This is a genomic window from Erythrobacter sp. S249 (assembly GCF_057364975.1).
Map to the genome: position 1 here is coordinate 1,914,108 of NZ_CP200287.1, position 24,604 is coordinate 1,938,711.

At 57.1% G+C, this 24,604-nt stretch carries 23 protein-coding genes; 11 read left to right on the plus strand and 12 right to left on the minus strand.

What is annotated here, in order from left to right:
• From AC0V6V_RS09105 to AC0V6V_RS09115, 3 genes are all read left to right on the plus strand, one after another.
• Positions 1-2,112, plus strand: a complete 2,112-nt coding sequence (locus tag AC0V6V_RS09105; protein WP_486165072.1) for a peptidase domain-containing ABC transporter — start codon at positions 1-3, stop codon at positions 2,110-2,112.
• 511 nt (positions 2,113-2,623) lie between these two features.
• Positions 2,624-2,830 (plus strand): hypothetical protein, encoded by a 207-nt coding sequence (locus AC0V6V_RS09110; RefSeq protein WP_486165073.1) that lies wholly within the window; start codon positions 2,624-2,626, stop codon positions 2,828-2,830.
• A gap of 620 nt (positions 2,831-3,450) precedes the next feature.
• Entirely contained in the window at positions 3,451-3,639 is a 189-nt protein-coding gene (locus tag AC0V6V_RS09115; RefSeq protein ID WP_486165074.1) for a hypothetical protein, read from the plus strand.
• 327 nt (positions 3,640-3,966) lie between these two features.
• Here the strand turns inward: AC0V6V_RS09115 and AC0V6V_RS09120 are convergent, their stop codons facing one another.
• The 3 genes from AC0V6V_RS09120 to AC0V6V_RS09130 are packed head-to-tail and all read right to left on the minus strand — an operon-like array spanning position 3,967 to position 5,774.
• Entirely contained in the window at positions 3,967-4,362 is a 396-nt protein-coding gene (locus tag AC0V6V_RS09120) for a ubiquitination-like system serine protease family protein (RefSeq protein WP_486165075.1), read from the minus strand.
• The gene (locus AC0V6V_RS09125; protein ID WP_486165076.1) at positions 4,352-5,545 is read right to left on the minus strand and encodes a ThiF family adenylyltransferase; all 1,194 of its coding nucleotides are present in this window, start codon (positions 5,543-5,545) and stop codon (positions 4,352-4,354) included. The genes AC0V6V_RS09120 and AC0V6V_RS09125 overlap by 11 nt, the downstream gene beginning before the upstream one ends.
• Positions 5,520-5,774: a multiubiquitin domain-containing protein gene (locus AC0V6V_RS09130; RefSeq protein ID WP_486165077.1), complete on the minus strand. Its 255-nt coding sequence runs from the start codon at positions 5,772-5,774 to the stop codon at positions 5,520-5,522. Before AC0V6V_RS09130 ends, AC0V6V_RS09125 begins: the two co-directional genes overlap by 26 nt.
• A gap of 155 nt (positions 5,775-5,929) precedes the next feature.
• On the opposite strand from AC0V6V_RS09130, the gene AC0V6V_RS09135 reads away from it, so the two are divergent.
• The 4 genes from AC0V6V_RS09135 to AC0V6V_RS09150 are packed head-to-tail and all read left to right on the plus strand — an operon-like array spanning position 5,930 to position 8,223.
• The gene (locus AC0V6V_RS09135; RefSeq protein ID WP_486165078.1) at positions 5,930-6,142 is read left to right on the plus strand and encodes a transcriptional regulator; all 213 of its coding nucleotides are present in this window, start codon (positions 5,930-5,932) and stop codon (positions 6,140-6,142) included.
• The gene (locus AC0V6V_RS09140; protein WP_486165079.1) at positions 6,139-6,780 is read left to right on the plus strand and encodes a GNAT family N-acetyltransferase; all 642 of its coding nucleotides are present in this window, start codon (positions 6,139-6,141) and stop codon (positions 6,778-6,780) included. The genes AC0V6V_RS09135 and AC0V6V_RS09140 overlap by 4 nt, the downstream gene beginning before the upstream one ends.
• On the plus strand, positions 6,777-7,253 hold the full coding sequence (locus AC0V6V_RS09145; RefSeq protein WP_486165080.1) for a helix-turn-helix domain-containing protein: 477 nt from the start codon (positions 6,777-6,779) through the stop codon (positions 7,251-7,253). Before AC0V6V_RS09140 ends, AC0V6V_RS09145 begins: the two co-directional genes overlap by 4 nt.
• A 25-nt stretch (positions 7,254-7,278) precedes the next feature.
• Entirely contained in the window at positions 7,279-8,223 is a 945-nt protein-coding gene (locus tag AC0V6V_RS09150) for an ImmA/IrrE family metallo-endopeptidase (protein WP_486165081.1), read from the plus strand.
• Positions 8,224-8,554: 331 nt separating this feature from the next.
• Here AC0V6V_RS09150 and AC0V6V_RS09155 read toward each other — a convergent pair whose 3' ends face one another.
• Complete coding sequence (locus AC0V6V_RS09155) at positions 8,555-9,058, minus strand: hypothetical protein (protein WP_486165082.1); 504 nt, start codon at positions 9,056-9,058, stop codon at positions 8,555-8,557.
• Positions 9,012-9,494 carry a helix-turn-helix domain-containing protein gene (locus AC0V6V_RS09160; RefSeq protein WP_486165083.1) on the minus strand — a complete coding sequence of 161 codons (483 nt, stop codon included), beginning with the start codon at positions 9,492-9,494 and terminating at the stop codon, positions 9,012-9,014. The genes AC0V6V_RS09155 and AC0V6V_RS09160 overlap by 47 nt, the downstream gene beginning before the upstream one ends.
• Before the next feature lie 17 nt (positions 9,495-9,511).
• Here AC0V6V_RS09160 and AC0V6V_RS09165 point away from each other — a divergent pair, with 17 nt between their 5' ends.
• A complete protein-coding gene (locus AC0V6V_RS09165) occupies positions 9,512-9,817 on the plus strand; it encodes a hypothetical protein (RefSeq protein WP_486165084.1) in 306 nt (101 codons plus the stop codon).
• A gap of 62 nt (positions 9,818-9,879) precedes the next feature.
• Positions 9,880-10,809 carry a tyrosine-type recombinase/integrase gene (locus AC0V6V_RS09170; protein ID WP_486165085.1) on the plus strand — a complete coding sequence of 310 codons (930 nt, stop codon included), beginning with the start codon at positions 9,880-9,882 and terminating at the stop codon, positions 10,807-10,809.
• A gap of 177 nt (positions 10,810-10,986) precedes the next feature.
• Here AC0V6V_RS09170 and AC0V6V_RS09175 read toward each other — a convergent pair whose 3' ends face one another.
• From AC0V6V_RS09175 to AC0V6V_RS09205, 7 genes are read right to left on the minus strand one after another with little or no spacing between them, the layout of a single operon-like run.
• Positions 10,987-13,155, minus strand: coding sequence for a hypothetical protein (locus AC0V6V_RS09175; RefSeq protein ID WP_486165086.1), 2,169 nt, complete (start codon positions 13,153-13,155; stop codon positions 10,987-10,989).
• The gene (locus AC0V6V_RS09180; protein WP_486165087.1) at positions 13,152-15,170 is read right to left on the minus strand and encodes a hypothetical protein; all 2,019 of its coding nucleotides are present in this window, start codon (positions 15,168-15,170) and stop codon (positions 13,152-13,154) included. Before AC0V6V_RS09180 ends, AC0V6V_RS09175 begins: the two co-directional genes overlap by 4 nt.
• The gene (locus AC0V6V_RS09185; RefSeq protein WP_486165088.1) at positions 15,167-16,030 is read right to left on the minus strand and encodes a hypothetical protein; all 864 of its coding nucleotides are present in this window, start codon (positions 16,028-16,030) and stop codon (positions 15,167-15,169) included. Before AC0V6V_RS09185 ends, AC0V6V_RS09180 begins: the two co-directional genes overlap by 4 nt.
• Complete coding sequence (locus AC0V6V_RS09190) at positions 16,027-16,812, minus strand: hypothetical protein (RefSeq protein WP_486165089.1); 786 nt, start codon at positions 16,810-16,812, stop codon at positions 16,027-16,029. Before AC0V6V_RS09190 ends, AC0V6V_RS09185 begins: the two co-directional genes overlap by 4 nt.
• Positions 16,809-19,370: a poly-gamma-glutamate biosynthesis protein PgsC/CapC gene (locus AC0V6V_RS09195; protein ID WP_486165090.1), complete on the minus strand. Its 2,562-nt coding sequence runs from the start codon at positions 19,368-19,370 to the stop codon at positions 16,809-16,811. The genes AC0V6V_RS09190 and AC0V6V_RS09195 overlap by 4 nt, the downstream gene beginning before the upstream one ends.
• 11 nt (positions 19,371-19,381) lie before the next feature.
• Positions 19,382-19,789, minus strand: coding sequence for a response regulator transcription factor (locus AC0V6V_RS09200; RefSeq protein WP_486165091.1), 408 nt, complete (start codon positions 19,787-19,789; stop codon positions 19,382-19,384).
• The gene (locus AC0V6V_RS09205) at positions 19,789-22,338 is read right to left on the minus strand and encodes a hypothetical protein (RefSeq protein WP_486166305.1); all 2,550 of its coding nucleotides are present in this window, start codon (positions 22,336-22,338) and stop codon (positions 19,789-19,791) included. Before AC0V6V_RS09205 ends, AC0V6V_RS09200 begins: the two co-directional genes overlap by 1 nt.
• Before the next feature lie 524 nt (positions 22,339-22,862).
• On the opposite strand from AC0V6V_RS09205, the gene AC0V6V_RS09210 reads away from it, so the two are divergent.
• Positions 22,863-23,630, plus strand: a complete 768-nt coding sequence (locus AC0V6V_RS09210) for a response regulator (RefSeq protein ID WP_486165093.1) — start codon at positions 22,863-22,865, stop codon at positions 23,628-23,630.
• A complete protein-coding gene (locus AC0V6V_RS09215) occupies positions 23,627-24,604 on the plus strand; it encodes a hypothetical protein (protein ID WP_486165094.1) in 978 nt (325 codons plus the stop codon). The genes AC0V6V_RS09210 and AC0V6V_RS09215 overlap by 4 nt, the downstream gene beginning before the upstream one ends.

Below are 24,604 nucleotides of genomic sequence, written 5' to 3' on the forward strand. Positions count from 1 at the left end.
ATGCTTGACCTTGGCCTTTTCGCCCGATCGCAGATCAGAATCGTCAGGCAAACCGAAATCGCTGAATGCGGATTGGCTTCGATAGCAATGGTAGCTAGCTATCACGGCTTCGACACGGACATCGCAGCACTTCGCCGTCGTTTCTCTCCATCTTTGAGAGGCTCAAATATACGTTCTTTGATGGCGATTGCGGACGGAATCGGGCTTACGCCACGTGCAGTCAAGCTATCTTTGGACGATCTGGACAGCTTGCAAATGCCTTGCGTGTTGCACTGGGATATGAACCATTATGTGGTTCTTGAAAAGATTGAGCGCGGCTTGAAGGGCCAGAGCGCGCTAATACACAATCCCGAGGGCTACTCAATCATGATGCCGATTGAGGAAGTGTCACAGCATTTTACCGGTGTTGCGTTGGAGTTGTTACCAAGCGATGATTTTACAATTGGTAGTGAACGTCAGCGTCTCAGACTTTCCCAATTGTGGGGCAGTATAACGGGGTTCAAGCGCGCAATCCTTCAAACACTGGTTCTTACAATAGTGCTGCAAGCTTACGTCCTGGCTTTACCCTATTATAGTCAGATTGCGATTGATACTGCATTGCCCGCACTCGATCTGAGTTTATTGGCAGTTTTAGCTATCGGTTTTGCCCTATTCACGATCCTAAATGCCGGAGCCGAGTTTATTAGGTCTTACGTGGTGTTGGTGGCCGGAACAACGGTTGGTTACGCGCTCGCTGCGAACATAGCGCGACGGCTATTTCGTCTGCCGATTGATTGGTTTGAGCGGCGGCATACCGGTGATATTCTCTCTCGCTTTCAGTCGGTCATACCAATTAAGGATATGCTTACCCAGGGGACTGCTGCTGCCATTGTGGATGGCTTGCTAGCGATTCTGACTCTAGCGCTCATGTTCTGGTATAGTACTTTGCTGGCAGTTATAGCAGTTGTTGCTTTTGCCCTATTTGCCATTGTCCGCTTGGCCCTGTTTTCAGTTGAACGTGAAGCGCAAGAGGCCTCGATCATAACTCGCGGTGAGGAACAAACAATCCTCATTGAGACGCTGCGCGGGATGACGACGCTTCGCCTATTCGGGCGCGAGTCCCTTCGTCATGCCTTTTGGCAAACGAAACTCACTGACGCAGTGAACTCCGATGTTCGTTTGGCGCGAGTTGGGATCTGGCAAATGACCGCCAACGCACTAATCTTTGGTATCGAGAATGTTTTGGCACTCTATCTCGCTGTTTCGTTCGTCATCGACGGCGGCGGTTTCAGTCTTGGGATGGTGTTCGCTTATATGGCTTACAAAGCTCAGTTTGTGCAAAAGTCAGCAACTCTGATCGAGAGCGCGCTCGCCTTCCGGATGCTCAGTCTGCATCTTGAGCGCTTGTCAGACATTGCGCTGAATGAAGAGGACATTAGCTTTGGTGAGAGTTTTGAGCGGCAGACAAAACTAATCGGCGAGTTAGAATTGTGCGACGTTTTTTATCGGTATGCACCAACGGATCCGATCATCCTTCAGGGCCTCAACCTTAAAGTTAAGCAAGGCGAGTTTGTTGCAATTACCGGCCAGTCTGGTGAAGGTAAGTCGACGCTTGTCAAAGTGATGCTTGGCCTTGTTGAGCCCGAAAGTGGCGAAGTGCTAGTCGATGGGTTGCCGCTCAGTCGCTTTGGTCACAAGAGCTACCATCAACAAATTGCCTCCGTGCTTCAGGAGGATTCCCTGTTTGCTGGAACATTAAGCAGCAACATTGCTCTGTTCGACGAAAATTTCGATATGGATCGGGTGGTAAGTGCGGCGCGGGCCGCCGCGATCCACAACGATATCTTGCAGATGCCGATGCAGTACCAGACGCTCGTTGGTGACATGGGTTCCACACTATCTGGGGGGCAGAAACAAAGAATATTGCTGGCTCGCGCATTGTATCGCAAGCCTCGTTTGCTGATCATGGACGAAGGTACAGCGCATCTTGATCTAGAGCATGAAAGAGCGGTCAATACCGCCATCAAAGAAATGGGCATTACCCGTATTATTATTGCCCATCGGAAGGAAACGATCGAAGTCGCCGAGAGAATACTCGTGATGAAGAACGGTCGTCTCGAAGATTTGAAATGATCTCAGTTGTAGGTACGCTCTCACAGCATAACGAATACCAAGGTCCGCAAAATGGATAGACGCTAGCGCAAGTGAGAACAGGCATTGGTCAGATAGATCGTATGCAACGTAGAGCTTATTAGGCAAAGTTGCATTCTGCGGAAGATTTTTTCTCGACCTGTAAACTTCAAAATCTAAACCGAAATTGGGCGATTGGAGGCTGCTGTGTTGGGGGCGGGTGCAGTATTTAACACCCGATCAACTGAGCTAAGTGTTTACTTCGGAGGCTTGCAATCGTGACTGAAAGGCGCTTTCCTAAGAAAGTCGAGCGGTGTTCTTCAAGGTCGAAAACGAACGTCTGCTTTTACCCCAGTCTCGGTCATTTGGCCGCTCCAATGAGTCGATCGCAACTAGACGCAGGAGTAAATTTGATCGGGATCAGCACGTCACAAATCTCCATCCGCCCTTTCTCAGACCTTCCTCTTCCACGCCTGGCAAACTCGGCCTATAATTAGATCAGAGGAACTCTTTGATGACCCAACTAGTGGACCCCATAAAGATGGACCCAGCTGAGCAGCTGGCGAGCATTCGCAGGCGCATAGCGGAAATCGATCGAGATCAGGAGGAGATGGCACGGTTTGTGGCGGAGCTCAAACCGGGGAGGACCTTAATCGGCGGCATGCTGTTTGGCGCCGCCCTGTCCGCAGCGACCATAGTGTTAACCAAGCTTTTCCTGTAAGACTTCGCAAAAGGATAGCGAATGAGCGGCGCGGCAACGCGCCGCTCATTTTTTCATATAAGCACCCAAATGGAAGACCTCGCCACTCTGGGTGCGCGAGCCAAACTGAATTGATTGTGGTGTGGCCTAGCGTCCATCGGAGCACGTCCGAAAGAGCCGTTTAGGGATCATCCAGCAAGCCGATGAGCGCCGCATCGAGCATGTTGAAAGTGCCTGTAGAAAGTAAGCAGACCTTATACGGCTGCCCCGTGAGCTAAGTGATTGAAACTGTAGGATGTACACCATCGTTAACGGTGCACCATCGTTTACTTGGGCTGTGCACGATGGTGCACAGCCTGATTCACGCATATATTCAACGTATTAGCGGGCGTGGAGCGCGTGCACATATGTGCACGCGATTCATTCCAAAATTTTGCAAATTGGACCCGTGAAAATGGAACTTGTCAGCCCAACGCCCGCCCCGTAGATATTACAATGCGATAACTCAGCCACAGACCTCCAATTGGAGCATTCATGTGGTTAAAAATAGACTCACCAGCATCGGCGTTAGATTGCCGCCCACTTTTCTTGCGCAAGTTGATGACTTTGCAGCAAGTCGAGGTATCAGCCGAACAGAGGTGATGCGTATCTCTGCTATGCTCGGCCTGCCTCTGCTCAAAGCGGGCGTCTCACCAGACATCCGGCGCGTCATCCTTTTGCTCGAATATCTGAATTTGGGAATGACCCTGCTGCTTGAGAAAGAACACTTCCACTTGCTCGATAGAATGGCCGAGCTGGCCGAAGAGAACGTAGAGCTGTTCCACGGATAAAGTCGCCCGCGAAACGAGATCCGTTCCAGTTGAGAGTAGAGCCACCGATGGCGTCTAACCATCCGGCAGGCGCTGCGAACACACTTGTATTCATCTTCCATGCCCAAAGTCGAGAGGGCGAGGGTTCAAACTGGGCTGTTTCCTGACTGTGCGGATTTCGTTGTGCGGGATTGGAAAGCAGACGTTGAGCGGGCTCGTGTCTTAGCTGGAACGGCGTGATGTCTCTGTCTCCAGCCTAAGGTTGGAGGTGAGGCTTGGTTTCACCAAATTTTGCATCGCAACGGCTAGGACCCTGCTTCAGTGCTACGCGAAGAAACACAACAGTCACTACTTTCGTCCAATCTTGCGTGTGACCCATTTCCAAAGGCGCTTCCACCATGGAGCGTAGAGATCATTGTAGTAGCGTTCGCGGCGAACCTGCTCGGCTCGTCGACCTGCTAAGATTTCTTCTTCTGTCCATTGCGCACACCATTCAACTTGACCGTTCGTGATGAAATAGTGCGAGCGGCATGGCCTCTGCCAATTGCCGATGGAAGGACGAAGCGTCGGTCTAGAATCTGGACCGGTTAGGTGCCATTCGGTCGGAAGGATAGGCGTACGTATCTTCGAACCGCAACCACACGCGCACAAATGCGCTGCGGTCTCGAATTCCTCGGACACATAAAGTATCTCCGGCTCGAGCTGCTTCGGCATGAAATGGACGCGCTCTACCTCAAAAGTCATCTATCGATCTCACGTTGATGATGCTCAGGTCCGCTATTTCAAAGAGGCTGTTGATGCTCGATTCATCATTCCGATAGAATAAGCGAAGCTGCTTATAGCGGATCATGGCAATACATGCGTTCAGTGCGTTGAGTTCACCGATTTGGATGTTCTCGCGATAGAGATTGTCCACACCATCTTTCGTCTCGGCCAACCCTTTGGCTTTTAGCTCACTTGCAGCGTCAGGCTGGAAATACGTGGTCCTCATCATTCCGCTAATTGGCCCATCCTTGCGTTTTAGGCCCATGCCGACGTCGATAAACGGGATGCCGAGCTCGATCAGTAGGTCAAAGATTTCGTTTCGTGCGGAACCTTTGTCGACGCAAACGAAAGCAAACGTAACCCCTTTGAACTCATCACCTGATTCACTTGTGATGTAGGTGGCTCTTAGCGTGAGGCCCCGTCGGAAAGGCTCATATCGCGCCTGATAAACATCCGCCTTCTTGCGTCCGAGTTCTTCCTCGTCGAGCTTACCTGGTGATCGGTAGGCATTATGGACGTGAAAATCGTCGCCATCGAACCCGACGATCTCGGGTATGCGGGCCTTCACAACATAATCGAGGAGGAATGCGCCAGTGCCGCCCAGTCCGATGATTGCGATTTTCTCGTTGGCAAACCCAGCATTAAGTTCTGCGATGCCCGCTCTGCTGGTCAAGGTGTCCTGGAGTTTGAATATCGGATCTGAAACTTCGGTTTTGTCCGCTCTGTAAGTGTAGGGCGTGGCCCCATGCTTCTCGATCGCCGGACCGGAAATGATGGCCACGTAGCTCTCGATTTTGGCAAAATGGTCGGCGAACTTTCCGGTGTTCTTTGGCTTGTTCGAGAACGAGCGTTGCACGACAACGTCCGAATGCTCAGCAGCTAAGGCGATGGAGGTCGCACCACCACCCAGGTTCAGTATAGGCTGCCCTTGGAGGTCATGCGGATGCGATCCTGCGAAGTAGATCTGGTGATCCTGCTGTTGTATCACCTCGCCATCGACCGCGACCAGTTTGGAAACGATTGCGCCTGATTGCAAATTCGCATTAGGGTCTAGGTAGGGAATGTCTCTCACTATCAGGTGACCTTGATCAAAAGCCACGGCGTAACCTCGCTCGACAAGTCGAGCGAGGTCCGGATTACGACTGACCAGTTTCTGAAACACTGAACCGCATTCCCTCTTTGACCTTCACAGAAGCGCCCGCAACGAGCGTGCCTTCCGGCTTGTTGCCCTGGCCCCGCTTGTAGGTCACCGAGTAGGTGATGTTTGGATTGCTCGCGAAGCAAGGTTCTTCGAGTGTCACGACCTCCTCGTAGCTGATCTTGCCCTTGGGCCACTGATGCGGGGTCCCCTCCACGAAGATTGTTACTTCCTTCTCTCTATCCTTAGCCATGCGGCTGCCCTTTATGTTGTGACACGCCGCCATGTTCAGCACCGCTTCATCACTTAATAGCTAAATAGTAGCTATCGCAAGGCTAGTCAATAGCCATTGTGAATTGACAATTTGGCTTTAAAGTGTATGTGGACGTACCCGAATGGAGACAGGACATGGCAACCAAACGAACAATGACACTCAACCTTACCGACGCGGAAATGTCGGTGGTTGAGAACTTCAGTGCGCGAAAGGACATGAGTAAAACCGCGGTCATGCGGCAGGCCTTGCGCCTATACCAACTGCTCGAAGCTCGTGTTGAAAAGGGCGATAAACTCTATGTCGAGAATGAAGTGACGAAGGACAAAGCCGAGATCATGATGATATGAGTGAGAATGCTTTAAAGGTAACGTTGCTCGATACCGCTACAGGAGAGCCTCGCGAAGCAGAGCTACTGTCGTCGATTACCGAGAAGCAATTGACCGATGTGGAGGGTGAGTGGAAACCCGCCCTTTATGACCACTTCCGTGAATTCAAGCGCGCGGGTAAGCCCCCGACTGAGTGGCCTGGCGCCGAGAACAGGCATTGGGATTGGCGCCAAAAAGTTGGGATGCTGCAAGGATTGCTCTCGCATGATGGCTATTGCTTGACCTGCCAAGGCATGACCGAAGGCATGATGCTGATCGATACGAGCAGTTATCGCTGTCGCTTGCCCGAGAACGAGAAGCGAAATTTGGTTTATATTGACTATGTCGAGAACGCGCCCTGGAATAGGCCGGAGCTCGAACAGGTGCCTCGCTATCGTGGTATCGGCAGCATCTTGGTGGGTGCCGCAATCGAACGCAGTATCGCCGAAGAGTTCAAAGGCCGCATCGGGCTCCACGCCCTTCCGCAGGCCGAGACTTTCTACAGTGCGACCTGTGGCATGACCGACCTCGGACCCGACGAAACAAAACAGGGATTGCGATATTATGAGATGACGGCTGCGCAAGCAGAAGCGTTCATCGCGAAAGGAAAGAATCGATGAGCACCCATATGACCAAAGAGTGGTGTCTTAGAATGGCAGAGCTCGAAGGCGACGCTTCGATCGCTGCTGGCGTGCTGGCGCTTGACCCGGTTTTTGAAGAAGCACCAGATGTGACCGATACAGATGAGGCCAATGTTGCATTCGGCCGCTTTGTGCGACTCATGCGTCGCTCGCAAAAGATGTCGCGTGAAGAGCTCGCCGAGGATGCGGATATCGACATCAAAGAGCTTATCGAGATTGAGGACGATGTTCGGCATAAGCCGGATATTCGCTCGGTCTATCAGCTCTCCGGCGTCTTCAAACTCCCTAGCGCGAAGCTCATGCAGGTTGCTGGCCTCGCCAAGGCCCGCAACGACAATATCGAACGGCATATGGAGCGATTTGCCGCACGCTCGGATCCTATGGCAGACCTTACGGACGAGGAGCGTGCTGCTTTAGAGGATTTCGTTGCGCAGCTAAGCTCTGACAATTGATAGATAGGCGCCAAAGGGGGCACGATTGGCAAAGAACCGAATTCTTTCGGAAAGAACTGCGGCAGATATCGACCTCCGGGTTGCGAAGGTATTGGATGGCCTTGGCAACCCGGAGCCCCCTTTGGAGTTGTCCGACGTTCGCCAGCTTCTGCGGCTAGATAGACAATTCTACACAGCTGCCGACACGAGTGCTGTTCGAGAAACTGTTAGCCGAATAAAGGTCGCGACGGTTCAAATCTACGAGCGGCCCAAGCTCCTCCTCGAAGCTATTCGGAAAATGTCGCTGAAGGCACTCTACCTCCCAGACCAACGCCGGATCCTGCTTGATGAGAACGAGCCGAAGTTGAAACACCGATGGAACGAGGGGCACGAAATTGGCCATAGTTTGCTCCCGTGGCACCACGACGTCATGCTGGGCGACGATGGCTTTACCTTATCTCATGATTGCCACGATCAGATCGAAACTGAAGCCAACTATGCGGCCGGCCAGCTACTGTTCCTCCAAGGTCGCTTCGCCGACGAAGCCTTGGATCTCGCACCAACGCTCGACAATTTGAAAGAGTTGAAGGGCGCGTTCGGCAATACGTTCTCGACTACGCTGTACCGCTTTGTGGAGCATCGTGGCCGGGAAGTACCGATGGTGGGGATGATTAGCGCCCACCCACATCGATCAAGGCGACCAGCGAACTTTGATCCAGCAAAGCCTTGCCGGCATTTCATTCAGTCGCCTGCATTTGCTGAACGTTTCAGCCGCCAATCGGAAGTTGAAGTGTTTCGAACCATAGCCAGCTACTGTGGTTCTCAAGGAGGCGGCCCGCTCGGTGAAAGTGAGCTAATTCTGACTGATGACAATGGCGCTCAACACCGCTTTTTCTTCGAAACCTTCTTCAACCGGTATGACGCTCTAACGCTTGGCTCATATCTGCAGCCGGAGCCCACCAAAGTTTATGCCTCGGCCTCGATCCCTTAGTCTGTCGAGCAATGTCATCCCGTTCACTCCGGTTTCGTTTGAATGTTCGCGGACCACATCCAGACAGCCAAGGCCCGTAGGGCATAAATTGGTCCGCTATCGGTAGCTCTACCCTAGAGAGTGAATGTCCGATATTGGGGCGCGAAGCCGACGCTTTGGCTGTCAGCGCCCGCGACGTTGGCTGCGCTACGGCCTCAGCTCTGCCTGGGCAAAATTGCGAAGCAACGAGTACAATACGCGGCAAAGATGGAGAAGAGCATGACTTGCCCGCTGCCTACTGTTTTGACGAGCTTGAAGGGCGCATCGAAATAGTCGGGGCAATGTCGGTTGGTTAGAAGAGCGCTTGGATGCGTTTGTCGTGCACTTTGCGATGAGCCTCTCTGTAGACGCGACGCATTTTTGGGCCAGTTTCAAAACGCCATTGTTCAGCGTCAAACGGGTTCCCGCCTCTCAAAACCAATTTGCCGAGAATCTTCTCAAATTGCTCCACGAGTAGCCACAATCCCGTTGCAGCAATCAAAATCCCCAACGCGAATGCCTTCGCTTCTGGAAAGTCCGGCGTTGCCAAGAAGACAAAGTACGAGCTTACGAAAAGCGTGAGCAATACGATCGGCCTCACCCAGGCGAAAAAGTGCGCTGCTGACCTGAGGATATGCCGAATTTGTTGACGGCTTACCTCTAACGCGATCGATTGCGAGACGATATGGGCTTGCGCCTGTGCTCTATTGGGGAAGTGTTCCTCGCAAAAAGCAATCAGATCTTTTTCCGCACGAGCATCTTGATCGTTGTCATTCGTTGGCTGCAAGTTTCTGCCCAAGGGTATTTGCCATTTCATCGGATATCTCACCATTCTCCGTCAAATACTGAAAAAACAACTTAGCCAAAGCGAGCTGTTTTTCCCAATTCGGTGCCTCGGTGTACTTCAAGTGGAAGTCCCGAGATAGTCGAACCGCTCTTTCGAACAAAGCTAGCTCGTCGTCGCGGTTCGGAATTCCTGTTCCGAGAAGCAACCACGAAGGGCTAACGCTGTACCGCTGGCACAATGCAGACATGGCTGATGCTGGTGGATCACGTCCATTACGCTCGTAAGTGACTAGCGCGGACTGCGACACGCCAAGGTTGGTTGCGAACTCTGACTGAGTTTCGCCAGCTCGGCGTCGCACCTCAAAAAACCGATTCCCAATGGACAAAAATACACCACGCCACTTGCGTAATATCACGATTGTGATAAATCGGTACGATATTACTAATTTCAGATCATCAACCAGCATATGAGGATTTTCGTATCATGCAAATGCTCACCATCCCTCAATTAGCGAAAGCCTCAGGATGGCCGGAACCGAGGATCAGAAAATTAATCAAGAAAGGAAGACTTGATCATCTTCCCGATGATGGACTGACGTTACTGCCTCACGACGCAATCGAGAAATACATCAAGCAGAATTTGGTGAAAGCATGCCACGACAGTCACAAGGACCAAGCCTTCGAATGCGGCCGCGTCGACCAAATTGGTTCATCAGATATAAGGAACCGAAAAGCGGTACCTTCCGATATGAATCAACTGGCACTTCGGATCGCCGAGAAGCGGAGCTAATCTTCGCCGAGTTTCTTCTCAAGTACGATGAACCGATTGAGAAGCGACTGCGACGTGACGGAATGCTCATCTCCGAAGCGCTTGCGCGATACGCCCTACGTCCGGTGAAACCTGAAAAAGAAAAGTCGAAAGACAGGTTGAGCTATTCAATCAAAAACCTCGTGCCTCTCATTGGCCATCGGCGAATCTCTGAAATCGATGAGGATCTCATTGTTGAGTATCAGCTCGCCAGCCCAGAACGGGCCAAGTCAACCATACGGCGCGAGCTGTCGGATCTCCGGTCTGCAGTAAACTACGTCGCGCGAAAGCGATTTATAGAACCTATCATTTTCCCTGAATTGCCGGAGGATGGCGAACCGAGAATGCGCTGGCTGACCGAGGCGGAGTTTGCCCATCTTCTTTGGTGTGCTCGCAAGATCAAACTCTCTAGGTTCAACCTTCTGACCTTTCTTATGATCGCCTTCTACACTGGGGCGCGCAAATCAGCGATCATGGCTTTGGAATGGTCTCAAATCGACTTCAAAGACAATGAAATCCGGTTCTTGAAAGAGCGCAGCTCTCAGTCCAACAAACGAAAAGCGGTCACGCCGATCGCTAAACAATTGCGCCTCCACCTGCAGCGCCGCCGCCGGATGCTGGGAACAGAGAGTCAGTTTGTCTTTGTTCAGAAGAGGTTTCGCGAGAGAAAAATCTCGTCCGTTGACACCGGCTTTGAGACAGCCGCGAGAATGGCTGGCTTTACCGATGTAACTCCCCACACTCTGAGGCATACGCGCGCAAGTCTGATGATTCAGGCAGGCATTCACATGAAGGTGACTTCTGCCATCCTCGATATGTCTCTTGAGACCTTAGATAAGATCTACGCCCACCTTTCGAAGAAAGAACTGAATGAGATGGGCGATTGGATGGGGCGCAAAGCCACGATGCGTGCGCAGAATGTGCGTACAACACTCGACCGAAAAAGGAATGATCGCGCAAAATCGAAAAGATAGGAGATATTTCGAATGCAACAAAATGATTTAAATATAGATGCTTACTGCTACTCTATGTCCTCCGAAGGCAGAGGCCAGAGGTTCGAATCCTCTCGGGTGCGCCATTTTGGTTTGGCCGGTTGAGACCTGAGTTCTCGGCATGCTCGGCTGCACACACACCCACACTAATATCGCGGGTTACGCCGCCTTCTTAAACGACAGCAGCTTCCCACTGCGCTGCTTGATCGATTTCGACAGCCAGCCGCCTTTTTGCCGTGAGGTGATTTCTTTGAGTTCTGCGGCGGCGCGTTGCAGGGACACTTGCTCTGCAATCAGCGCTTTGTAGATCTTGTCAGAGGTGCGGCGGCGGCGCACGGCATCGCTTGGGTCGATAAAGCCCTCGGCCATGTTGATCAGGCGGTCGGCGGCTTCTTTGAGAGCGCTGCGCGTTTCATCATCGCTGCCATCTTCATTCGCATCGACTGGATCCTGCGCGCGAACTTGCTTGTCGAGCCGCGCGGCGAGAGCGTCCAATTGCGCGGACGAAATGCTCGGTACGGAATTGAGGTGTGTGCGGGCCGAGTCGATGCTTTCCAGCACGGCGCGCTCGCTCAAAATGCCAAATTCCTGGAAGCTGGCGAGTGCGCGATATCCGCGCTCGATCTCGGCTGGTTCGTCAGAGGCGAGTTGTTCGCAGGCCTTGGCGACGGTCTCCCACGCCTGCCAGCGGTACACCCAATCAAGGCCGGTGCCCTTGATGTTTTGCATGCCCATGATGCGGTTGGTGAGGCCCGGCGGGGTGCTGTCGGCCACCAGACGTACAACCGCCTCGCCCTTAGTATAGGTGTCGCGCACCGGCAGCAGCTTTGCCTTGAACGCCTTGCCCAGCAGCGCGCGCATTTGCGCATCTAACGCAGCTGCGTCGCCGCCTTTGGCGACCGCTTGCTGGAGCTCGGAGAGGGCGCGTGTGCTTTCCGCCATGGCCTCGTAATGCGAAAGAATGGCCTCATGGTTCTGGATACCAGCGCTGTTCAGGGTTTCGGCAAGCTGACCAGTTTTAGCCGCGGTAATCGCGTCTGCTGCGCTCAGCACATCCGCCTGCGGCGCCAGCATAGCGGCGAGTAGCCCGTCGAGGCTTGCTTGGTCTTGAGCGACGCGCTGATGCTTGGTCAGAGCTTCCAACTTTGTCAGTGGCTCGATGTCGTCCTCAAACAGGGTGAGGTTGGCGGCATAGGCCTCCCATTCCTCGTTGATGAAGCCGATCAGCCCCTCAACATTGGATCCGATCAACACGTGGCGATCGGCCGCGACATCATGCACCAGCATGCGCGCAAACACGCGGCTGCGCGGCACGCGGTCGGCGCGGTTGTTGACGACGGTGCTGATGAAGATCTCTGGGTCTTTCGCAAGGTCATGCTCGGCCATGCCCATGCGGTCCCAATTGCCCATCGCGCCAAAGCGTTCATTGGCCGACATGCCCATGATAAATTCCAGCGTGCGGCCATTGATGGTGGAGCGCGGATAGGTTTTCAGCACGCCCAAATCGGCCACCACCCGGTCCGACATTTCGCGCACGCAGTAATCGTGTTCCAGGCCCAGCTCATCGCCCATCGCCGTCACCAAAGCGATGTTGTAGGGGTGCTCTTCATAGGGAAAACGGTCGAGCAGATCCTGATGCACTAGGCCGGCCTCTTTCCAGCCGACGGTGCGCATGTCCGTCTGACCTCTGGCCGCGCCCTCTTGCAGGATCGGCAGCATTTCCTCTTCGGTCGTGAGCAGCTGTGATCCGTTCGGGATGAACTCGCACATGACCTCTGGAATATTACGTCCAGCCGGGCCTTGGATATCCTCATGATCGGGATAGGTGTTGGTGATGGTTCCGATATCATCGCGCATCCAATCCTGCTGCAAGACGCGGACGTAATCGGGATTGAGACCCATGCATTCCCACAGGAATACCCGGGTTTTGAGGCCCTTGGAGGTCTTCATCAGGTTGAACTGTTCCCAGATCGTCGCCTTATCATAGGGGCGGAACAGGAACATTTCCGTGAGCCCGCCAAACGGCGTGCCGATCAGGAACATCGCCTCACAGCCCGTGGTTTTCGAGACGATGGATGGGCCCACCGCATTCATCAAGCCTGCCTTCAGCCGCTCTGTGCCGGATTTGCCGCGCGTGCCCCAGCCGCCGAGCACCAGGCTCAGCGATTTGCGCAGTCGCCGGGCGTACCAGCCAAGTACGATGTGCCGGGTGAAGAACCACAGGCTGGCAGCGGCGAGGAAAATCGCCAGCTCAATGAGATTGTTCTCATAGACGGTGGAGGCATAGACAAAGGCTTTGTCGACCAGTGGGGAGAGCGTATCAATCATGCTGGCTCCTCCGCTCCGAAGAACTTGGCGATTTCAGGATTGGCTGGCTGCTCCGCATCATAGCCGCGGAATGCGGTGTCGATCCCATGTCCGCGCAGAGCCTCAAGGTATTCCGCAGGCTCTCGGTTGCGCTGATTGGCGAGCGCCGCGAATTCGCGCGAGATGCGCCAGAATGCGCGCGCGCGGTTGAATAGGCCGGCTGGCGGGGTCAGGGTTGTGATCCCGGCGCTGGTGAAGATCTCGAGCGGCTGGCCATGGTCGAGCGCGGCCAGCACCATATCGATCAGCGGAAGGTAATTGCGCCAGCCGCCCTCGCTGCTTTCAAACAGAGGTTCGCCCGGCACTTTGGTTGGGGCAAGTTCGGCCATGCGCGCGCTTGGGGCGAGCACTGTGCCGAAATAATGGCGTCCGGTGGTGTGGATATGCGCCTGGCGTTTGTCGGTGGCGGAATTGCGCCCCTCGAACAGGACGCGCCACAGCCGCCGTTTGATCCACTCGCCGCGCTGAATGCGTGGGCGGCGACCATTTTTGAGCGAGAGGCCAAAATCATTCTGGGCGAGCACAGCCATCACCCGGCCCACGCGCTCGCTATTCTCAGCGAGCCAAGGTTTGAGCGCTTTGATCGGGCGGATATCGGCTTCCCGCTGATCACGCGTCACCTCGCGGATGGATTCGGCAATTTCCAGCGCATCAATGTCAGACATCAGCCATGCGCGCTCAGCCGCTTCATCGGCCCAACGCAGCAGCTTGGGCGAGAGGCGGCGGGCCTGAAACGCCGTGATGTGCTGGCGGATTTGCGCGATGGTCCGATCGGATCCCAGGTCGCCGGATTGGCGGCAAAACGCGGCAAGCGCAGAGGCCGCGTCCAATGTGATGCGCAGCACAAATTCGTCGCTATCATGGGCCAGGACGTGGCCGATATGCACCGCATAGTCGTCTGGTGACATTGCCTGCAGCAGGCGCGGCACATCGGCAAAGATCGCGGCGCGAACTTGGTGGTCGCTGTCATCGCGCAGGGCGACGAACGTCTCCGCTGCGACCGGCTTTGGCAACAGATGCAGCGTATCGGCGAGCGATTGGCGCACGGCGCCGCTTTCGTCTTCGCCGAGCTTCTTAAGTAGCCGCGCAAACGCCTCATCCAGCGCGAAATTTGCGCTGAGCAGGCGCACCAAATGGCGGCGCAGGAACAGTTCATTGTCCGCAGCGCGCGCAGGCTTGGCCGAGAGCGGCTGTTTCAGCCGCGCGTTCACAGCGGTCGCGATGGATTTGGGCGAAAGCGCGAGCAATGCGTCAAAGGCGGCGCATTGCACCCACACATCTTCACTTTCATCGAGGCACACCCGGCGCGTTGCGCTGAGCACCGCCTCCAGCCACGCGCCGAAGGGCCAATGGTCGATTTGTTTGGCAATGGTCGCCAGGCAAGTGTGCGCGGCGCAGCGGATGCGCGCATCCCCGCGCCAGCTGCGCATTGCGTCCAGCAGATCGTCGAACAGATCGACGAAGAATGCGGTGTGGACCATCATCGGGTCGGCGGCGACGGCATCGGCGGCGATCAGGCCGAGCCGCTCAACCGCATGGGCTAATGCCCGCTCGCGCTCACCGACGCGCTTGTGGAAGCGCTCGACGGCTGCATCGGCATCGAAATAGACATCAAACGCCTTGCGGTCGCTGTTCAATTGCTTGCGGTCTGCGCCCAATGCTCGGGCGAAATCGAGGATCGCAGCGCGCTCTTCCGCTTGGTCAATAGCGTTGGCGTGGCGGGTCTGAAACTCGCGCTCGGCAGTGGCCAGCGCGGCGATGGAGTCACTTTGCTGAGCGCAATATTTCGCCAGCAGCTCGGCGTGCACGCGCGGATCGGCAAATTCGCTTTGCTTGTCGGTCAGCGCCAAAATTTCGGCGTGGACGTCTTCGAACACGGGGCGCATTTTGGGCGCGAGCCCAGCGGTCAAACGGTCGGCCAGCAGGCGTTCCTGCGGCGCGGCGAGCCCGGCATCAATTTTGGTGTGGACGCTCATGTCGCGGCCTCCACCAGGCACGCGCCGAGCTTTGCCCGCAGGGCGCCATCCTCGATCATGGCTGCGCGCAGGTCGGCAGAGATTTCGATATGGACAAAGCCGTCGAAACCGGCCTCGCGCAGCAATTGCCCCTGAGCGTTGGACAGCGCGCCCAGCTCGCCAGTGTCGCCGGGATAGACGAGCACGGGAACGGGCGCGAAGGCCATGCTGAGGCAATCCGCTAGATCAAGCAGACGCTCGCTCGGCTCCTCAGTACCATTGCTCAGAATCATGCCAGCACTTTGCGCAGCCACGCTGTCTCGGCGATCTCCGTCAAAGCCGTGCAGCTGCACGTTGAGGCCATTTGGCGCAGCCTCTGCAAAAGCAAGCGCAAAGGCGCTGAACAGGTGATCCTTGGTGCGGGCCAAATCGAGCGCATACTCGCACCCGCTGGTCTTGCGGCGCGGCGCAGAATTCCACGCGGCGGCCCGCGCGCTGGTTTCTAAGAACAGGGCAGAGGCGAGGCTGCCGGTGTGACGATCTGAACCGCGATGCGGCGCAGTGATCGCGAGTGGCGGCCCGGCCCCTTCGCGCACCCAATAGATCCCGCGTGCCTGACAATCGCCAGCGCCTTCGCTTAGCAGCATAGCGCCTTCAGCGCCGGGCACAGCCGAACCATTAAGGCCCAGCTCTGCAAGGTCAGCCAAGCGATCCTTGTTGCCGGCAAGCAGTTCAGCAAAGGCGCTTTGCGCGCGGGCCAGATCGGCATTATCGGCAAAGGCTGTGCCTTGTACCTCGCCAAAGGGAGGGAACAGATAGGCTGCGCCCGCGAAAATTGCGGCAGCAGCGCCGCCCGCTAGGATTGGTTTTGCGCGGCTCATGGCGCATCACTTTCGCCAAAGCTCTCGGAGATATCGTCGCGCGATGCCTCATACAGCACCAGCATGGTGTAATCACGCCCGCTAATGCCCAGCGGACCCACCGCACGCCATTGGTTGCGGCCCAGGTAAAAGCGCTCTTCACGGGTGAGCATTTCGGCGGGAAAGGCATTGGCCTCGGTCAGGCGGTCACGCGTCTCATCGCTTAGCCGCCGATACGCTGCGAGCGATTGCGCGCCGAGATAGGTGCGCTGTTCGAACACCTGCACATCCACGCCGACAATGCCGCGCTCAATGTCGAACATTTCCAGTTCCAGCCGCGCGGCGGGCACGGGGCTTTCGACCAGCAATTGGTCTTGCTCGGCGACCAATTCGGCCTGAGTACGGAAGAACCGCCAGGTGTTGCCTGAGGCAAACACCACGTCCGGCGAATCCGCTTGCAGATAGGCGTCATGGACAGAAATCTCTTCGCCATCTGCGCTAATCCAGCGCATCCGCAGGCCGTAGACAAAGCCTTTTTCGAGCCCGCGCACATCCTCTGTCACCGAAGGGGCGAGCAGGATTTTGGCTTGGGTCACCGGCTGAGAGAAGGTGAAGGCCAGCTCGTCATTTTCTGGAATTCGGTAAACGATGGAGCGTTTTGAAATGCGGGCATCGCGCGCGGTGATATCGCGCACATCGGTGAGATAGTTTGCGAGCGGGATTGCATATTCGCGCCCGGCCCAGCCCGAGGCCAGCGCCAGCACAGCAAACACCAAAGACTTGGCGAGCATGGACAAAGTCATTCTGCACGCTCCCCGATGCCAGGGAACATTAACCAGCCAAAGGCATAGCGCCGCTCGCTGGTGCTTTCGAAATAGCGCAGCGACATGCTGGGACGAGCCTCCATGCCCGCCTGATTGTGAGCATTGGTAACCGTTTCAGCGCGCAGCCCGGCGCTGCGCAGGGCAGAGATGACCTCGCCAAATGCAGGCTGTTCTGGCCCAATGCGGTCTTTCGCCACCAGCACATCAACGCCGCCGCGATAGTTGACTGCTTCACGTGGGCGGGCGCGTAATTGGAAGACCATCGGATCCTCCACGCCTTCTTGGCTGCGGACCCATTCCTGCCATGTGACATCAAAGATCGTGTGCGGATCGCGCAGGAAACTGTCGCTTCGGTTGGCGACGAACAAGGCGTTTGAACCCCATTTGCCATGCACCGCTACGCCAACCCGGGCGGGCAGGACGCCGCGTGAGTTTTCAAAGGTCAAAACTGCTTTTTGCGGCTCTTGCCCCTCGGCGAGGAAGATATTGCCTTCATCGCGGCCAGCCGCCGACAGGCTCCAGTGCGTTTTGGAGCCGAAGCGGCAGCGAGTGATGTCCATGCCGGCCATTTGCGCCCCGGCGCTGGCAATTTCTGGTGTTTCACCAGCACGGACGCGCTCGATCATAGGCGCAGCGATTTCGAACCGGGCAAAGGCGAGTTGAGGCAGGTCGTCCCAATGGCTGTCTTCAGCCGCGCTGCGGGACAGGGTGCACACCTTTGGTTGTTCAGTCGGCCGTGCGGGCGTGGTCAGTCCGGCGATATGGCGCAACGACGCCTCGCTCAGCTCCAAGGTTGCATAGTCACCGCGCAGCCCGCGCCCTTCGCCAGCCAGGCTGACTTTGAGGTCGGGCGCGACTTGGCGCAAAGCCGCAACGTTGGCGGCGGCGGCTGCGCCATCGGCAAAGGCAAAACGCGATTCAGCATCCGGGCCCGCTGCGCTGACCACGATATGCGCAGTTTGCGTTGCATCGATAAAGATCTGAGCGATATTGCTGTCGCTAGTGCGTCCGGCTGGCGCTGGCGCAGCAAGCACGAGCCAGCGTGCATCCTGATTGCGTTGCAGAGCTAGCGCGGCATTGGCGAGGCCTGGCATGGCTGTGGGGTCAGGCAGGATGATCGCCTGATCGCGGGCAGCATTGGGGTCGAACACCAGCAATTCTGCGCCTTTGTCGTCATCGCGGATAATCGCGAGGCGACCGTCCTCGATCCGCAGCAAACGCCAACCGCTGGCGCGTTGATGAAATTCCGGCGCGATTTCAGGCACGCCTTCTTCGATCAGTTCAACCAGCCGCGAGAGGGTGCGACGGCCCTCGTTCGACAACGGCTGAGCCGCGCCGCGCATCACGCGGGTGTGCGCATCGCCGACCGCATTTACGATCAGCGCGTTGAGCTGAGGCGAATTGCCAGAGCGCAGGCCGTCAGCCTGAACCGGGCCATCGTTCCATGGCGCACGCGCGGTCGCAGCGGTCAGTGTAAAGCCAACGAAATTGCCGATCACCGCGCCAGCAAGGCTGACCTGCAAGGTGGAACGGGCAACGCGCGGGAAGATGTCTTTGTCATGCGCTTTGATCGCGATCAGCGTGGAGAGCAGATAGCCGAAGCCGAAGAAGTCGGTCGTCTTTACGTCAATCCCCTGCCACACGATGAACCAGCCCAGCGCCATTTTCCAAGCGAAGCTGATGTTGAAGAAGAGCAGCAGTTTGCGCCCGCCCTCCAGCGTGACATTGGCCATAAACGGCAGCTGCAGGATCATCCGTGCGATGCAATAGATCAGGATCGCCTCGCCGAACGAGGTCAGGATTTTGGTCGGCTGATACCATTGCAGCGCGATCAGCGCCGGGATCAGAATGCCGGAGAAATCCCAGCCATATTTGACGTTGTAATGGCTCGCGATCAGCGCTGTCAGCGTCAGGATGATATAGGCTTTGGGGCTGGCGAGGATCGAGCTTGCGAGCCCTTCATAGAGGTAGAACACGCCGCTGATGCGGAAATTGGTGATCTCCATCAGGCCGTAGCGAACGATCAGATAGGTGAGGCCGATGGTGACGCAGGCCATTGGCAGGCCGCGTTTGAGGCCCGGTTTCCAAAACTGGTTCGCCATCAATGAGATGATGACGAGGCCGAAGCTTTGCAGATTGTTTTCCCAATCGATCCGCCGGTCAAAGTTTTCCTCCAGCCAGCCTGAAAATTCCGGCAGCAGCAGGCCGTCAAACGACAGACGCACCGCGATGCTGGCGAGGATCAGACCCATGAAACGGTCGCGGCCAAACAGGCTGGGGAAGCGACCCGGCGCAATCTTTTGCGAGAACACCCAGACGATGAGATACGCGACGATCGCCTCAACACTGATCACGAGCGCCGCGAACGGCTTCACGATCATCAGCGGGACGAGATAGCCCGGCACCACCAGACCCGACAGCACCCAGCCATAGCGCAGGTTGAAAAAGCACATGACGAACACACCGACCCACACGGTCGTGATGATCGATCCGGCCAATCCGCCTTCAGGAAATATGGTGAGAGGAAAAAGGTCCACGGCGTATTATCTCAGCCCTGCTCCGCCGCTGGTTCAGCCGATACCGGCGCGCTTCCACCCGCCAGCGCGCGGGCTGCGCGTTTGACCAGTTCAGCAGGCTCCACCGGCTTGCGAGCGATATCGACCACACCCAGGGCATGATACTGCTCGGTCAGCTTCTCTTCGGTTGCAGAGGACACGATCATCACTGGCGGGCGATGCGCGCCGCTTTCGGCCAGCAGACGCAGGAATTTGATCCCGTCAATCTTGGGCATAACAAGGTCGAGCAGGATCAGGTCAAAGCACGTTGCTTTAACCTGTTTGAGGCCTGCATCTCCGTCGCTTGCGACGTCTACGTCATAGCCTTCTAGCTGCAGCGTCAGCTGCAACAGCCCCGCCAGAATGGGATCGTCATCGATCACCAGAATACGCGCCGCCATCAGCCGACCCCCCGCAAATCTACATTAAATCCAAAGCCATTGGACTGGCTGCCCCAATAGGAAACGCTGGCTGACCAGCGCGTGACCTTGGCCATGCCCTCGCCGATCACGCGGTATTCGCCGACCGCGCCTTCTTCGTAATTGGCGATCAGCCACAACAGCCGGTCAAAGCCGATTCCGAAGCCGCCAGAAATGCGGATGTGCGTGCGTCCTTGCAGCTCCTCGAGCTTCAGTTTGACCACGCCGTGCTGCGGCGTATCGGCGATCACCACGCGCAGCATCGCGACCAGCATGTCAGCCAGCGCATTCGGCTCTGCCAGAGTGAAACCGCTGACGCTGGGGTGCTCTGCTTCGATGATAACGCCAAGCTCGTCGGCGAGGGTGGAGGCGCGCGCGATTGCGTCTTTGGCAACGGCGGCGGCATCCACTGGATAACAGGCCTCGGTAAGGTCGCGCGTGTCAGAACGGATCAGCCCAGCAACCTCGTCCAGGCGGCTGGTCGCGCGGCGAGCGGTCTCGCTAATGCGCTCAACCACGCTGCGCACTTGCTCGCTGGCCAGGCGCTCGTCACTGGCGAGCTGAGAGCCGAGCAGGATCGCCTCAAAATCATTGCGCAATTGCAGATCGATGAATTTCGCCACCGCTTTTCGCAGGTCAGCGGCGCGGTTCACGTCGCGCATATCAATCGCTTCAAGCACCAGAATGCGGTCCGCCCCGTGAGCATGGCTGACAGGCGCGGCAAGTCGGAGCATCCGCTCGCTTTGGCGATTGCCGTCGCCCAGATCGCGCATCGGCATGCGCATTTCAGAGCCGTTGAGCATCAGATCTTCGATCAGCGCCTCGACCCGCTCTGCATCGAGCTCTGTCAGCGCCAGCAATGCCTCCGACAGCGAGGTGTCGAACAGGCCTAGCCCCGCTTCACGGTACAGCTCCTGCATCGCTTCATTGGCGTGCAGGGGAGAGCCGATAAGGTGGAAAATGATGACGGCGGTGTCGATTGTGTCGAACCCGCGGCGCACTTGCTCAGATTCGTTGGCGACCAGCGCGATGGCGCTTGCGACCTTATCATCAAGCGGCAGATAGCGGCTGTCCTGGCTGGCCCGCGCGTTAAGCTCAGCGCGCCAGCGGAACAGCTCGCGGAAACTCGTGACAATGGCGCGCACCAGATGCGCCGATTTGCCCGGTGTTGCGGTGTCGGGCCGGGTGTGGAGCCAGAACAATTGCTGATCGCCCGCACCGACCCAGCCGATGCGTGCTTCGCCAGCCCAGCTGGGGACGATGTCGGCGGCATCGCGCACGGCAAAGGTCGCGCGCAGGTCTTTCAGGATCGCGGCGAGTTGTTTCGGCGCAATGGCAATGTCTTCAATCGAGGCATTGTTTGCCGCGACCGGCTCCAGCTGGCCATTGGGCAGCAATTCGACCAGCAGGCTGCGCTCAACCCCGGCATATTGCGCGGCGGAACCAAGCAGCTGCGGCAGGCGCGCGCCTTCGCGCAAGGCCGAGCGGTTGAACGAGGTTTGCACTGCGCGTGAGGCGGTGCGTTCCAGGCGGCGATCTTGTGAGGTTTCGCGCTCGATCACGCGTTGGAACGTGATGATCCACGGCGCCAGCATCAGCGCGGCGACGGGCAGCAGGGTGTTCGTAAACAGCAAAACGGCCCAGCAGGTCGCGGCGATGAGCAGACTGAAACTGATCGGAACCAAGACCGCCAATCGCTTGGGATCGGTCTCTCGGTAGACCAGCGCCAGCAGCGCGCCGAGCGCCAGCAGCATGACCCAAACTTGCCAATCGCGGGCGTAATAGCTGATTTGATCCGTTCTCAGCGCGTTCACCGCATGGGCGCGGAAAATCGCCTCGCTGGTGGAATGATCATTCGGGCTGAGCGGTGTGCTGAGCGAACCGCGCAGTGCCTCTGGCCGCACCACCATTGCGACCAGCCCGGCCAGTTCGCCCGGTTGGATCTCGCCGCTGGTTAGCTGGCTGGCCTTCAGGATCGGAATGCTTTGACGGCTTGGCATCGGCACCAGAAACTCGCCGCGCGCCGGGCTTTTGCCCGCGAGCGCAGCGCCAAACACAGGAATGCTTTCGCTGCGTCCCGGCAGAACCGCCGATTGCGCGCGGTTGATGCCATATTGCGCCGGGGCCAGGGACCGAGCCGCTGGGATCGCTGATCCGGCATTGCCTGCGGCCTCTAGCTCCCAGCTTTCATTTTCGGGCAATTGCTGCGCTGGCAGACCAACAATGACGGGAACAGAGCTTGACGCCACGCGGCCGCGATCAGCGCCGAGATAGCCGATCCGCTCAACGCCCAGATTGGCAAGCGAGCGCTCCAATGCAGTAAATTGCGCTGGGTCTTGCGCGGCAAATCTAGGATCGCGCTCAATCACCACTACGCTGGGTTGGCTGCCTGCTTGATTGACGGTGACGGCATCGAAGAAACGTCCATCCATTTGCGCAAAGGCGCCAAACTGATGGAGGACGGCCAGCGCAATCGCGACCAGCAGCGGACCGAGCCATTGGCCCAGCAGCTCTCGCCGGACAGCGCGCATGCGCCGCGAGCCGCGCGAGTTCGTGCGCGCGGGTGCGGAGCTTGATGGTTTGCTGTCTTCCAGCGCAGGTGTAGGCGAAAGCGCGGTCACGATGTGTATGGGATCAGCAGATGATGGAGCATTGCGGCCTCATTCGCCCCTGCCGCGATGCGGGCAGATACGAGAATGACGACAATGCTTACCCAGCTGCCAATATGCCCCAGACCCCCTTTGTTTTCCCGCCCAAGCTGGCCGTTTCATCGGCCATGAATGGGTGGGCGCGGCCGGAGCGATCCGGCCAAGCAGCCAGCAAAGCTGCCTTTCATGGTTATTACTCAGGGTCTGGCGCTAAGGAATTATCCCTAATTAACCGTTAATCATCACGGGCTTGTTTATTAGGGGGCTGTGCGGCCTGTGCAGGAAAGACGGCTGCAGAGCACGCGAGATGTAAAATGACGTCACGAAGGAGTGAACGCGTTTTCAGCCCGCTGGCTTAGGTAAACATCGTTAGCTCCGTCTTAATCATATTCTTACATAAGCGCCGGGTGAAACAAGCATCAAACACCCAGTGGGCGACCGCCAAAGCCGGTGCCAGCGCGAAAGCGCTGCGCGTTCTGCTGGCCGAAGACACGCCGATCAGCGCTGAGGCGATGCGGGCCATGGCCGAGCATTTCTCGGTCGAGATGGATATTGCCGCCAACGGGCTGGAAGCGATCGACATGGTCGAGGCTGCAAAAGCCGAAGGACGGCCCTATTCGCTGATGCTGGTCGATGTGATGATGCCGATTTTGGACGGTGTTGAGACCACCAAGCGCCTGCGCGCTCGCGGGTTCGACGCCGACGCGCTGCCGATTATTGCGGTCACGGCCGCCACCAGCTTTGACGAGATCCGCTCCTACCGCGCCTGCGGGATGCAGGCCTTTCTGGCCAAACCGGTCGCGCTTAAGGATCTGGGCGCCACTTTGGAGGCGTGGGGCCACAAGGCGGATAAACGAGGATCAAAACCAGCCTCCACGATTGAGCCAGCGCTGATGGAGGCGCTGGAACAGCAGTTTCGAGACCGCAATACGCGCACGCTGAAACTGGTTGAGGCCGCGATCAAAAACGCTGATTTCAGCGATGCAACCATCGATGAAATCAGGCACTTGCTGCATCAAATCGCTGGAACCGCGACAACGTTTGGCGACCCCAAGCTAAGTGAGATGGCGCGCCGCCATGAGCATGCGCTGATCGAAGCAGAAATGGATGAGGAGGAGCTCAAGGAGCGCCTCCGGAAGGCTGCGAAAAGCCTCAATGAAAGGATCAAGCCGTGAAGTTTCCGTTTGTTATGGCCATGCCGCAACGCATGAAATGGCTCGGCCCGGCTCTGGCTTTGGCCGTTCTCGGCTCGCCTGCGGGCGCGCAGGTGACCGGCCCGCAAGAGGACGTGGTCGCCGAAAAAACTGCCATTGAAGACCGCGTCCAGTTCGACGGTCTGGTCGAAGTTCGCGGCGTCGAATCCGATCTGGATTTCGACCAAGGCGATGCGATAGACAGCTCCGGCGTCGGCATACGCGCTCGGCTTGGCGTGACATTTGACCTCAGCGAGACGACCAGCGTCCGGGCGGAGGCCGAAGGACGCCTGTTTGAGTTTCGCGATGACGGCCGCGACGGCCTGGAAACGGCGGTTGGACGTCTGCACGTGACGCATCAGGTATCTGACGAGTTTCAGCTGCGCGGGCATTTGCGCCGTTATGAAAATATTGCGGTTTTGGAGGCGTTTAGCGCCGATCAGACCAGCGTCGGCGCGCGCGTGCAATGGCAGCGCGGCAACGACCGTGTGCGCGCCACCGCCGAATATCGCGAGCGCGAATATGACACCACTGTGGGCGGTGATGGCGATGGCTATCAGGTGACCGCGCAATACAATCGCCGCCTTGGCCCCTATCACTGGGTTCGCTTGGACGTCCGCCAAGAGGACATGCAAAGCGATAATGAGCCGCGCCGCAGCTTTGAACGGCAAAGCGCGCGGGTGAAATACAGCCTCCCGATTGCCAAGCGTCTGCGTTTTCGCCCGTCGCTCGAATATCGCCAGTGGGATTATGACGCCCGCGTGGCTCAGGGCGATCCCAACGGCGCGCTGCGTGAAGACAGCTATGTCGCGCCCGCAGTGGAGCTTGCCTGGGGACGCGCATCGCGCGGTCTCTATGCCAATGCCAGCGCGGAATACCGTCTCAAATCCTCCAATGATGAACGGTTCGACGATGACGCAATCCGGGTCGGTGTGCGGGTAGGCTATCGCTTCTAA